Genomic DNA, 12,322 nt, shown 5'->3' with positions numbered 1-12,322 from the left:
AGAACTAGCAAGTCTTATACTGCTAGTTTTTTAATCTCTTTCCATATGGTATAATATAAGCAGTAAAATCATTTTATACTCTTCGAAAATCTCTTCAAACCACGTTAGCTTCACCTTGCCGTAGGTATGGTTACTGACTTCGTCAGTTCTATCCACAACCTCAAAACACTGTTTTGAGCAACCTGCGGCTAGCTTCCTAGTTTGCTCTTTGATTTTCATTGAGTATTAGAACATACAATGGAGGTCGTCATGGACAATATCATCGATGTGTCAATTCCTGTTGCAGAAGTGGTGGATAAGCATCCAGAAGTCTTGGAAATCCTAGTGGAGCTGGGTTTTAAACCCCTTGCTAATCCCTTGATGCGTAATACTATCGGTCGCAAAGTATCGCTCAAACAGGGTTCTAAGCTGGAAGGAACCCCTATGGACAAGATTGTCCGCACACTGGAAGCGAATGGCTACGAAGTGGTTGGATTAGACTAATGGCAGATGAACGGATTCATGTCCTACGGGATATTTTGTTAGAATTGCATAATGGCGCCTCTCCTGAGTCGGTTCAGGAGCGCTTTGATGCGACCTTTACAGGTGTTTCAGCCATCGAGATTTCCCTTATGGAGCACGAGCTGATGAACTCAGACTCAGGTGTTACCTTTGAAGATGTCATGGAACTCTGTGATGTTCATGCCAATCTTTTTAAAAATGCTGTTAAGGATGTCGAAGTTGCAGATACCGAGCACCCAGGTCACCCAGTTCGGATTTTCAAAGAAGAAAATCTAGCCCTCCGTGCGGCCTTGATTCGCATTCGGAGATTGTTAGATACCTATGAGTCTATGGAAGATGAAGAAATGCTTGCGGAGATGCGTAAGGGTTTGGTGCGTCAGATGGGACTTGTAGGTCAATTTGATATTCATTACCAACGTAAAGAAGAACTTTTCTTTCCTATCATGGAGCGCTATGGTCACGATTCGCCTCCGAAAGTTATGTGGGGAGTGGATGACCAGATTAGGGAACTCTTTCAAACAGCTTTAGCGACAGCCAAGTCACTACCAGAAGTGTCGATTAGCACTGTAAAGGAAACTTTTGAAGCCTTTGCGACAGAGTTTGAAAGTATGATTTTCAAGGAAGAGTCCATCCTTCTCATGATTCTCCTTGAATCCTTTACTCAGGATGACTGGCTTCAGATTGCGGAGGAGAGCGATGCCTATGGCTATGCTATTATCCGTCCGTCTGAGAAATGGGTGCCAGAACGCCAGAGTTTTGTTGAGGAAAAGAGTGCAGAGGAGCCCGTACAACTAGATACGCCAGAAGGCCAAGTGCAACAAGTTATTGATACGCCAGAAGGGCAGTTTACTATTACCTTTACCCCTAAGGAAAAGGAAGCAGTGCTGGACCGTCATAGTCAACAGGCTTTTGGGAATGGCTATCTCTCAGTTGAGCAGGCTAACCTCATCCTCAATCACCTCCCTATGGAGATTACCTTTGTCAATAAAGACGATATTTTCCAGTATTACAATGACAATGCGCCAGCTGATGAGATGATTTTCAAACGGACACCGTCCCAAGTCGGACGCAATGTTGAACTTTGCCATCCGCCCAAGTATTTGGACAAGGTCAAGACTATTATGAAGGGACTTCGTGAGGGGACCAAGGATAAGTATGAAATGTGGTTCAAGTCTGAGTCACGAGGCAAGTTTGTCCACATCACCTACGCAGCAGTGCACGATGAAAACGGAGAATTCCAAGGTGTGCTGGAATACGTTCAGGATATCCAGCCCTACCGAGAGATTGACACGGACTATTTCCGTGGACTAGAATAAGGAGAAAAAATGAGTTACGAACAAGAATTTATGAAGGAATTTGAAGCTTGGGTTAATACCCAAATCATGATTAACGACATGGCGCACAAGGAAAGTCAAAAAGTCTACGAAGAAGACCAGGACGAGCGTGCCAAAGATGCTATGATTCGCTACGAAAGCCGCTTGGATGCTTATCAGTTCTTGCTTGGTAAGTTTGAAAATTTCAAGGCAGGGAAGGGCTTCCATGATTTGCCAGAAGGCTTGTTTGGTGAGAGAAATTATTAAACGAGATAGATTCTTGATTTTTTACTAAAATCTTGATAGAATATTTATATTAAATCCTTGTCAGAACAGGGATTTTTTATTGAAAGGATTTTATCATGTCAAAGAAACTCAATCGTAAAAAACAATTACGAAATAGCCTCCGTCGCGCAGGTGCTTTTTCAAGTACTGTGACTAAGGTTGTAGAAGAAACAAAGAAAGTCGTGAAACGTGCAGAGCAATCAGCGAGCGAAGCTGGTAAGGCTGTTTCTAAAAAAGTTGAAAAAGCAGTAGAAGCTACTAAAGAGCAAGCTCAAAAAGTAGCTAATTCTGTAGAAGATTTTGCAGCAAACTTGGGTGGACTTCCACTTGACCGTGCCAAAACTTTCTACGATGAAGGTATCAAGTCTGCTTCAGATTTCAAAAACTGGACTGAAAAAGAACTCCTTGCCTTGAAAGGAATCGGCCCAGCTACCATCAAGAAATTGAAAGAAAATGGCATCAAGTTCAAGTAATTTTTCTTGTGCCTTGCATTTCCGAAAAAATCTTGCTACAATAGAGCCATTAGAGGTGTTTTGAATCCCGCATTTTACAGAAAGTGGCGGTGCTGAGAAGTCCACAAATGTGTCAAGACTGGTTGCTAATGGATGAAAAATTGAAATAAAAGTGTCTTTTTGTTTTAAAGACGAGAGTTGCGGGCTCTGCCCGAAATTGGGTGGTACCGCGGATAAATACATTCGTCCCTGTCATGTAGATGGCAGGGATTTTCTTTTGCGTCTTAGTCAAAGGAGGTTGTTATGAAGCAATCCTTTAAAACTAGTAAACTCTACTATGGATTTCCTATCTTCATTTTGGGGTATCAGGATCAGAATTTTGGGCACAATATTACGACCTGCAGTTCCTCTTATAGCTTGGGAGATTGGCTAGTCATCGGTGTTGGTGCTGAGGAAAATGCGGCTGAGCAGATTAAGCATTACCAGAAGTTTACTGTGAATATCCCTGATGAAAATCTCATGCTCGAGATGGAACAGGCTGGTTTTATCAGTCATCGGGAGAAATTGAAACACCTGGGGTTAGACTACGAGATTTCTGAACGGACTCAGGCACCGATTTTAGAGGACTGTCCAGTAGTATTGGATTGTCAGGTAGATCGGATTATCGAGGAAGATGGAATCTGTCATATCTTTGCCAAGATTATTGAACGACTAGCTGATCCAGAACTTTTGGATGACAAGGGGCATTTTAAGAATGACCGTTTTGCGCCTACTTACTTTATGGGGGATGGCCACCAGCGCGTTTATCGTTATCTAGATGACCGAGTTGATTCTATGGGAAGCTTCATTAAGAAAGCGAGGAAAAAGGATGGCAAGAGCTGAACTGCCAGAAGGCTTGGAAACAGAACGTCTCATTTTACGAGTCCGGACTGTGGCGGATGCTGAGGAGTGAGTGGGAGGTAATTTGATGCATCTTTTCATCATTGGGGCTCCAGCTTCTGGGAAAATGACGATTGGTCAAGAGTTATCTCGACTGACGAATGCTACCCTCTTTTATAACCATCAAGCCATCGATTTTGCACTAGAAATCTATCAGGATTATACCGAGGAGATGTGGGAATTTGTTCGTGGAATTACCTTTTCTTTCCTTGGAGCTAGCGCTAGAAATCAGCGATATGTGATTTTAACAGACGTGATTGATTTTTCAAATCAGTACCAGATGATGTATTTGAAGCAAATTCAGGATTTGTTGGATGACTATCATCAAGAGATTCTTTTTGTTGAATTGGAAACAAGCCTTGAAGAGCGCTTACGTCGAAATCGAACGGAGAATCGATTAAAGCACAAACCCTTAAAACGACATATTGAGGTATCTGAAAGAGAAATTTTAGAGACTGCTGAAACACTTCAATTAAATTCCCAACATCAACCGAATGAGTTGCACCACTACTTTAAAATAAATAATACGAATCTGTCTGCAGAAGAGGTTGCTAAGCAGATTCAAGATAAAATGAATACAATAGAGAAAGGACAAACACATGTCTAAAGAACTTTCACCTAAATACAATCCAGCCGAGGTTGAGGCTGGTCGTTACCAAAAATGGCTTGATGCTGATGTTTTCAAGCCTTCAGGCGATCAAAAGGCTAAGCCTTATTCAATCGTGATTCCGCCACCAAACGTAACTGGTAAGCTTCACCTTGGTCACGCTTGGGATACGACTTTGCAGGATATCATCATCCGTCAAAAACGCATGCAAGGTTTCGATACGCTTTGGCTTCCGGGGATGGACCACGCGGGGATTGCGACTCAGGCTAAGGTTGAGGAGCGCTTGCGTGGAGAGGGCATTACACGTTACGATCTCGGTCGTGAGAAATTCCTCGACAAGGTCTGGGAATGGAAAGACGAATATGCCACTACTATCAAGGAACAATGGGGCAAGATGGGGCTCTCTGTGGACTATTCTCGCGAGCGTTTCACTCTTGACGAAGGTTTGTCAAAAGCTGTTCGTAAGGTCTTTGTGGACCTTTACAAGAAAGGTTGGATCTATCGTGGTGAGTTTATCATCAACTGGGACCCAGCTGCTCGCACAGCCCTTTCTGATATCGAAGTTATCCACAAGGACGTAGAAGGCGCCTTCTACCACATGAATTACATGCTGGAAGACGGTTCACGCGCCCTTGAAGTTGCCACAACTCGTCCTGAGACTATGTTTGGGGACGTTGCCGTTGCGGTCAATCCGGAAGACCCACGCTACAAGGATTTGATTGGTAAAAACGTCATCCTTCCAATCGCTAATAAATTGATTCCAATCGTTGGGGACGAACACGCAGACCCTGAGTTTGGTACGGGTGTCGTGAAAATCACACCTGCCCACGATCCAAACGACTTCTTGGTTGGTCAACGTCATAATTTGCCACAAGTTAACGTCATGAACGACGACGGAACTATGAACGAGCTTGCCTTCGAATTTGCAGGCATGGACCGTTTTGAAGCTCGTAAGGCAGTCGTTGCTAAACTGGAAGAAATCGGTGCCCTTGTTAAAATCGAAAAACGTGTCCACAGTGTTGGTCACTCAGAACGTACCGGTGTTGTAGTTGAACCACGCTTGTCTACTCAATGGTTTGTTAAGATGGATCAATTGGCCAAAAATGCTATTGCTAACCAAGATACAGAAGACAAGGTAGAATTCTACCCACCTCGTTTCAACGATACCTTCCTCCAATGGATGGAAAATGTCCACGACTGGGTAATCTCTCGTCAGCTCTGGTGGGGTCACCAAATCCCTGCTTGGTACAATGCTGAAGGTGAAATGTACGTCGGTGAAGAAGTTCCAGAAGGTGACGGTTGGACTCAGGACGAAGACGTCTTGGATACGTGGTTCAGTTCTGCTCTTTGGCCATTCTCAACCATGGGCTGGCCTGATGTCGACTCAGAAGACTTCAAGCGTTACTTCCCAACTTCAACCTTGGTAACAGGTTACGACATCATCTTTTTCTGGGTATCTCGTATGATCTTCCAATCCTTGGAATTCACTGGTCGTCAGCCGTTCCAAAACGTCCTTATCCACGGTCTTATCCGTGACGAGCAAGGACGCAAGATGTCTAAGTCACTCGGTAACGGGATTGATCCAATGGATGTTATTGATAAGTACGGAACAGATAGCCTTCGTTGGTTCCTTTCAAACGGTTCTGCACCAGGACAAGATGTGCGCTTCTCTTACGAGAAAATGGATGCTTCATGGAACTTCATTAACAAGATCTGGAACATCTCTCGCTACATCCTCATGAACAATGAAGGCTTGACCCTTGAGCAAGCAACTGCCAATGTGGAAAAAGTTGTCAACAAGGAAGCTGGAAATGTCACAGACTGCTGGATTCTCCACAACCTCAATGAAACGATCGGCAAAGTCACTGAAAACTTTGACAAGTTTGAATTTGGTGTTGCTGGACACATCCTCTACAACTTCATCTGGGACGAGTTTGCGGACTGGTACGTTGAGTTGACTAAGGAAGTCCTTTATAGCGATAACGAAGAAGAGAAAGTCATCACACGTTCTGTTCTCCTTTACACTCTGGACAAGATCCTTCGTCTCCTCCACCCAATCATGCCATTCGTGACAGAGGAAATCTTTGGACAAATTTCAGAAGGCTCTATCGTGACAGCAGAATACCCAACTGTCAACTCAGCCTTTGAAGACCTTGCGGCTCACACTGGTGTAGAAAGCCTCAAAGACTTGATCCGTGCCGTTCGTAATGCGCGTGCAGAAGTAAACGTAGCACCAAGCAAACCTATTACCATCCTTGTTAAGACAAGCGATAGTGACTTGGAAGACTTCTTTAACAGCAATGTCAACTACATCAAACGCTTTACAAATCCAGAACACTTGGAAATTGCATCAACCATCTCTGCACCTGAACTGGCTATGTCAAGTGTCATCACAGGAGCAGAAATCTACCTGCCACTGGCAGACCTTCTCAATGTCGAAGAAGAACTTGCTCGTCTCGACAAGGAACTCGCTAAATGGCAAAAAGAACTGGACATGGTAGGTAAGAAGCTCTCTAACGAACGCTTCGTAGCCAACGCCAAACCAGAAGTCGTCCAAAAAGAACGCGACAAACAAGCCGACTACCAAGCCAAATACGACGCGACCGTAGCACGTATTGATGAGATGAAGAAGTTGGTGAAATAAACTATAAACCTCGGCAATTTGCTGGGGTTTTTGGTATAATGAATTATATAATTATATTCAATATAGGAGTTAAACAATGCCGAAAATATTTTTATCACATAGTAGTGCAAATAAAGAACAAGTGAAAAAGATTTATTCCAAATTAGTAACTTCTCTTGGAGAAGAGAGTGTCGTGATGGATTGTTTTAATTTTCAAGAAGGTAGAAATACAGAAAGTGAAATAATTTATAATTTAGATATTTCAGACTTATTTGTTATATTTTTTTCGAATGATGCTTTAGATTCACAATGGGTTCATCAAGAATTAAGAATTGCTGAGAGTCGAATTGCAAAAGATAGATATTATCAAATTTGTCCTATTATCGTTGCAGATAAAATTAAATATGATGATGAACGTATTCCTAAGTGGTTAAGAAATCAGTATAACATACAGATGATTAAAAGTAATAAGAAAATTGTTGATATAATATTGGAGCGTTATATTGAGATAAGTAGACAAAAACATAATGCAATTAAAGATAGACAAGATTTATTTGTAGGTAGAAATTCATTTCTGGATGACATTGAAAGAAGAATTGATGATTTTAATTTGCCAAAACCCGTTGCGTTGTTTGCTTCTGGTTTGGAAGGTGTAGGTAGGAGAACCTTTTTGAAAAAGAGTTTGATAAAAACAAATTTAGTTAAACCTACATACCCTTTTTCAGAGTTGGCAATGGAAAGAAACGAAAGTATTGAAGATTTTATTCTTAAATTAATTGATTTAGGTTTTTTTGAAGATGAAGAATTGGAGATTAAAATATCAGAAATAAATGAATTGTCTTTTATAGAAAAGAAGATTGCTTTAGTAAAGATTATTAGCAAGCTACAAGAAGAAGGATATTTTATATTGATTAAAGATAGTGGTTGTATAATCAATCAAAGAGGAGAAATTGTTGACTGGTTTTATGATGTAGTAGATTCTGAAGATGTAAAAGATAAGTTGATATTTTTGATTGCTAGTAAGTTTAGATATTTCTCTAGGACTGGCGATTATAATTTTCATAAAATATTTGCTATTAAAATTCCTGAATTAGAACCTCAAGAGAGAAACGGATTGCTGAATAGATATTCAAAAATATGTGACTTAATATTGGATAGAGAGAAATTAAGTTTTACTAGTAATTTACTTTCGGGTCTACCAGAACAAGTTTATTATGCAGTTCATAAATTAAAAACAATTGGATGGGATAAATTTAAAAGAGAGTCTCATTCAATTATAAGATTTAATACTCAAAAAGCAGAATTATTACTTGAAGATTTTCATGATAATAAAAAACAATTAGAATTTTTAGCTTTGTTATGTCAGTTTGATTCAATTGGTATAAACTATCTATTTTCTATTATTGCAAGAGATAATAGAAAAAAAGAGGATTATCAGAACTATTTAGATACGTTTTTATTGCAAGGAATTTGCGAGACTGTAGGGACGTTTCAAGAATATGTGAGAGTAAACGATTCGATTAAAGATTATATGATTCGAAGTGATTATAAAATTAATTCGAAGCATAGACAACTAATTTTAGATAGTGTGCAAGAATTTATTTCTAAAATAGATGAAAACGAGAATTATAATGTTCCTGAGCTCCTTTTTAATTTAAAAATATCATTAAAAAGTAATTTGAATATTGATGAAAAGTATATTTTTCCATCAATTTATTTAAAAACTATGAATGAACTTTATTATTCAGGTAGATATAAAGAAGTTGTATTTTTTGCAGATAAAGCTTTGCAAAGAATTGATAATTATGACGATCGAATGATTTTTGAAATTCGCTATCTTTTATGTTTAGCATTGGCTAAGTTATCTAAACAAAATATTGAAGATAGCAAGTTAAGATTTAATGAGGAGGTCCATAACATTGATGGTCCAGATCATGATTTTCTTTATGGTTTCTATTATAGACAGATTGGAAAATACGATAAGGCATTAGAGAGATTAAATTCAAGTTTGATTAAGAGGAGTAACTTTTCAAAGGCCAAAAGAGAGAAAGTTCAAGTATTAATAGCAATGCAAGACTTTCCATCTGCATTGGAACTTGCTAGGTTAAACTATGAGAATTACAAAAATAATCCGTATCATATTCAAGCATATTTTACATGTTTAATTAAATCTGACGAACCAAACAAAAATAAAATTTTGCTAGAATTGATTGACAGTATGAAACTAATAAAAAATAAAGTTTCTGAAGAAATGACTCCAAGACTTCAAGCGCAATATTTTGCATTTATTGGAAATGATTATGATTCTGCTATTGAAAGTATCGATGAAGCTATACACATTAATCCTGATATTCAATACGCAACTTTTATAAAATTTGATATCGCTGAAAAGTTTGGTGATATAGAAATGATGAAATCTATAATTAGTCGTTTTGAAAATTCTGATCTAAAGTCGAAATATTACAATAATTATATTTACATGAATTCGTTATTGATAAGTAAAATTCAAAGTATAGAGGAAGCTAAAAAATACTTTAAAGATAATATTAGTAATTACACTGAGCAAGCAAAGGAGCGATTCCTTAATCGTTTGGATAATAGAACAATATAGTTGTTACATATAATAAATTGAGCAATACTTTTAGAAAAGAAGCAACATATGATAGAAGGTATCAGTTTATTTTATAAACGATCTAAAGGCATCTTGAAAGTTTAGTTTTTTTCAATGCAGCATTCAATCTGTTCTTTAAATAAAATGTTTATCTTCTAGAGGCGGTATAATGAAAGAGGCTGGGGGAAAGCACTCACCTTAAATATAAAAAGTATATAGAACTATTTTTCTGAAATGAGAGTTCTACCTTATTCTTTTTTTATCTAACTTAAGAATTTATAGAAAAGAGTTTCTAAAGTTAAAACTTTTTGTCACATTCTCTTAATAAATCATAGACAGATCTATTTTAACCTTTGACTATTCTGCAAAATTATCGTAAAATAAAGAGTAAATGATAAAATGAGGTCAGAGTCTGTTCGCTCTGGCGATAGTAGTATAAATGAGGAGAAACGCTTTGGAATTAGAAGTATTTGCTGGGCAAGAAAAAAGTGAACTATCTATGATTGAGGTAGCGCGTGCTATCTTGGAACTTCGTGGTCGCGATCACGAGATGCATTTTAGCGATCTTGTAAACGAAATTCAAAACTACCTTGGAACATCAAACAGCGATATCCGCGAAGCCTTGCCTTTGTTCTACACAGAGTTGAACTTTGACGGTAGCTTCATCTCACTTGGAGACAACAAATGGGGGCTTCGTTCATGGTATGGTGTGGACGAAATCGATGAAGAAATCATCGCTCTTGAAGAAAATGACGACGATGAAGTAGCACCAAAAGCTAAGAAAAAACGTGTCAATGCCTTCATGGATGGCGATTCAGATGCTATTGACTACAATGCAGATGACCCAGAAGACGAAGATGCATACGAAGCAGATCCTGCTCTTTCATACGATGATGAAAATCCAGATGATGAGAAAAATGAAGTGGAAGCTTATGATGCAGAAATCAACGAAATTGCTCCTGATGATTTGGGTGAAGACGTGGATCTCAACGAAGAAGACGACGAGTTTTCAGACGATGATGCTGAAAACGTCGAGGAATAAAAGTTAGCTATTGACAATTATCCTATTTTTAGGTATCATATTGTTCGGGCACCTCTTTTAGAGGTCGGGGCTCCCTAGTTCTTAGGGAGCTATTTTTGTTTTTTAAGAAGTTATCTTCTTGTATTTTGGTTGTGAATCTGGTGCAGTCGTTCCAGATTATTCTTATTAGTAGGGTCTTGTTTTCTATGTCCCCTCGTAGTTGACAAGACCTTGAGCATTTTAGAAAGAGGAATCTATGTCTACGAAATATATTTTTGTAACTGGTGGTGTGGTATCGTCTATTGGGAAAGGGATTGTAGCAGCGAGTCTGGGCCGTCTCTTGAAAAATCGTGATCTCAAAGTAACCATTCAAAAGTTTGACCCTTATATCAATATTGATCCGGGAACTATGAGTCCTTACCAGCACGGGGAAGTTTTTGTGACAGATGATGGGGCTGAGACTGATTTGGACTTGGGTCACTATGAACGTTTCATCGATATCAATCTTAACAAATATTCCAACGTGACAACTGGTAAAATCTACAGTGAAGTTCTGCGTAAGGAACGCCGTGGAGAATACCTTGGGGCAACTGTTCAAGTCATTCCTCATATCACAGATGCTTTGAAAGAGAAAATCAAGCGTGCCGCTGTAACGACCGACTCTGATGTCATTATCACAGAGGTTGGTGGAACAGTAGGAGATATCGAGTCCTTGCCATTCCTAGAGGCCCTTCGTCAGATGAAGGCAGATGTGGGTGCGGATAATGTCATGTATATCCATACAACCTTGCTGCCATATCTCAAGGCCGCTGGTGAAATGAAAACCAAACCAACTCAACACTCTGTCAAAGAATTACGTGGTTTGGGAATTCAGCCAAATATGTTGGTGATTCGTACAGAGCAGCCAGCTGGTCAAGGGATTAAAAACAAACTGGCCCAGTTCTGTGATGTGGCACCAGAAGCCGTTATCGAGTCGTTGGATGTCGAACATCTTTACCAAATTCCATTGAACTTGCAGGCACAAGGTATGGACCAAATTGTTTGTGACCATTTGAAATTAGACGCACCAGCAGCGGATATGACGGAGTGGTCAGCCATGGTGGATAAGGTCATGAACCTCAAGAAACAAGTTAAAATTTCCCTTGTCGGTAAGTATGTTGAGTTGCAAGATGCTTATATCTCAGTGGTCGAAGCCTTGAAACACTCTGGTTATGCCAACGACGCAGAAGTTAAAATCAATTGGGTCAATGCCAATGATGTGACAGCAGAGAATGTGGCAGAGCTTTTGTCTGATGCGGACGGAATCATCGTACCAGGTGGTTTTGGTCAACGTGGTACTGAAGGGAAAATCCAAGCTATTCGCTATGCGCGTGAAAATGATGTTCCAATGTTAGGTGTCTGCTTGGGAATGCAGTTGACATGTATCGAATTTGCTCGTCACGTTTTGGGTCTTGAAGGTGCCAATTCTGCAGAGCTTGCACCAGAAACAAAATACCCTATCATTGATATCATGCGTGATCAGATTGATGTTGAGGATATGGGGGGAACCCTTCGCTTGGGGCTTTATCCGTCTAAGTTGAAACGTGGCTCAAAGGCAGCGGCTGCTTATCACAATCAAGAAGTGGTGCAACGCCGTCACCGTCACCGTTATGAGTTTAACAACGCCTTCCGTGAGCAGTTTGAGGCAGCAGGCTTTGTCTTCTCAGGAGTTTCTCCAGATAATCGTTTGGTCGAAATTGTGGAAATTCCTGAAAATAAATTCTTTGTAGCATGTCAGTATCACCCTGAACTATCAAGCCGTCCAAACCGTCCAGAAGAACTCTACACTGCCTTTGTCACTGCAGCAGTTGAGAACAGCAATTAGTAAAATCAGAACCTTTGAGACCAATCTCAGAGGTTTTTTGCTTGCATATTTAGGATAAGATTTGCAAAATAAAAATATAGTGATATAATTAACATAACAACACCTA

The 12,322-nt window shown here is 39.6% G+C and carries 10 protein-coding genes and 1 pseudogene; all 11 read left to right on the top strand.

Going from position 1 to position 12,322, the window contains the following annotated elements; all coding sequences use genetic code 11:
• The first annotated feature begins 249 nt into the window (after nucleotides 1-249).
• The 11 genes and pseudogenes from B7692_RS04630 (at nucleotide 250) to B7692_RS04585 (ending at nucleotide 12,216) form a co-directional block, all read left to right on the top strand.
• Nucleotides 250-483: a DUF1858 domain-containing protein gene (locus B7692_RS04630; RefSeq protein WP_084930049.1), complete on the top strand. Its 234-nt coding sequence runs from the start codon at nucleotides 250-252 to the stop codon at nucleotides 481-483.
• Entirely contained in the window at nucleotides 483-1,817 is a 1,335-nt protein-coding gene (locus tag B7692_RS04625; RefSeq protein WP_084930048.1) for a DUF438 domain-containing protein, read from the top strand. The genes B7692_RS04630 and B7692_RS04625 overlap by 1 nt, the downstream gene beginning before the upstream one ends.
• A 9-nt stretch (nucleotides 1,818-1,826) precedes the next feature.
• Nucleotides 1,827-2,081, top strand: coding sequence for a DUF1912 family protein (locus tag B7692_RS04620; protein WP_000119707.1), 255 nt, complete (start codon nucleotides 1,827-1,829; stop codon nucleotides 2,079-2,081).
• 95 nt (nucleotides 2,082-2,176) lie between these two features.
• Nucleotides 2,177-2,572, top strand: coding sequence for a helix-hairpin-helix domain-containing protein (locus B7692_RS04615; protein WP_084930047.1), 396 nt, complete (start codon nucleotides 2,177-2,179; stop codon nucleotides 2,570-2,572).
• Nucleotides 2,573-2,854: 282 nt separating this feature from the next.
• Nucleotides 2,855-3,433, top strand: a complete 579-nt coding sequence (locus B7692_RS04610) for a flavin reductase family protein (RefSeq protein ID WP_084930046.1) — start codon at nucleotides 2,855-2,857, stop codon at nucleotides 3,431-3,433.
• A pseudogene (locus tag B7692_RS11220) lies at nucleotides 3,420-3,500 on the top strand (GNAT family N-acetyltransferase); the annotation flags it as partial. The gene B7692_RS04610 and the pseudogene B7692_RS11220, both read left to right, overlap by 14 nt.
• An 18-nt stretch (nucleotides 3,501-3,518) precedes the next feature.
• A complete protein-coding gene (locus B7692_RS04605; RefSeq protein WP_084930079.1) occupies nucleotides 3,519-4,097 on the top strand; it encodes an AAA family ATPase in 579 nt (192 codons plus the stop codon).
• Complete coding sequence (locus B7692_RS04600; protein WP_084930045.1) at nucleotides 4,090-6,741, top strand: valine--tRNA ligase; 2,652 nt, start codon at nucleotides 4,090-4,092, stop codon at nucleotides 6,739-6,741. Before B7692_RS04605 ends, B7692_RS04600 begins: the two co-directional genes overlap by 8 nt.
• A gap of 76 nt (nucleotides 6,742-6,817) precedes the next feature.
• Nucleotides 6,818-9,331, top strand: coding sequence for a toll/interleukin-1 receptor domain-containing protein (locus tag B7692_RS04595; protein WP_084930044.1), 2,514 nt, complete (start codon nucleotides 6,818-6,820; stop codon nucleotides 9,329-9,331).
• Between the two features lie 454 nt (nucleotides 9,332-9,785).
• Nucleotides 9,786-10,373, top strand: a complete 588-nt coding sequence (rpoE, locus tag B7692_RS04590) for a DNA-directed RNA polymerase subunit delta (RefSeq protein ID WP_192855473.1) — start codon at nucleotides 9,786-9,788, stop codon at nucleotides 10,371-10,373.
• A gap of 235 nt (nucleotides 10,374-10,608) precedes the next feature.
• Nucleotides 10,609-12,216, top strand: a complete 1,608-nt coding sequence (locus B7692_RS04585) for a CTP synthase (protein ID WP_084930042.1) — start codon at nucleotides 10,609-10,611, stop codon at nucleotides 12,214-12,216.
• The last annotated feature ends 106 nt before the right edge of the window (nucleotides 12,217-12,322 follow it).

The sequence above is a fragment of the Streptococcus mitis genome, assembly GCF_002096925.1.
GTDB classification, from domain to species: Bacteria; Bacillota; Bacilli; order Lactobacillales; family Streptococcaceae; genus Streptococcus; species Streptococcus mitis_AF.
The sequence above is the reverse complement of the archived record's forward strand: the minus strand, read 5'-3'. Positions and strand labels throughout refer to the sequence as shown.

Bases quoted from the DNA above. Each gene is read 5' to 3' on its own strand.
- B7692_RS04600 (WP_084930045.1), top strand. From the start codon at position 4,090: ATGTCTAAAGAACTTTCACCTAAATACAATCCAGCCGAGGTTGAGGCT.
- B7692_RS04630 (WP_084930049.1), top strand. From the start codon at position 250: ATGGACAATATCATCGATGTGTCAATTCCTGTTGCAGAAGTGGTGGAT.
- B7692_RS04595 (WP_084930044.1), top strand. From the start codon at position 6,818: ATGCCGAAAATATTTTTATCACATAGTAGTGCAAATAAAGAACAAGTG.
- B7692_RS04615 (WP_084930047.1), top strand. From the start codon at position 2,177: ATGTCAAAGAAACTCAATCGTAAAAAACAATTACGAAATAGCCTCCGT.
- B7692_RS04585 (WP_084930042.1), top strand. From the start codon at position 10,609: ATGTCTACGAAATATATTTTTGTAACTGGTGGTGTGGTATCGTCTATT.
- B7692_RS04610 (WP_084930046.1), top strand. From the start codon at position 2,855: ATGAAGCAATCCTTTAAAACTAGTAAACTCTACTATGGATTTCCTATC.
- B7692_RS04605 (WP_084930079.1), top strand. From the start codon at position 3,519: ATGCATCTTTTCATCATTGGGGCTCCAGCTTCTGGGAAAATGACGATT.
- B7692_RS04625 (WP_084930048.1), top strand. From the start codon at position 483: ATGGCAGATGAACGGATTCATGTCCTACGGGATATTTTGTTAGAATTG.
- B7692_RS04620 (WP_000119707.1), top strand. From the start codon at position 1,827: ATGAGTTACGAACAAGAATTTATGAAGGAATTTGAAGCTTGGGTTAAT.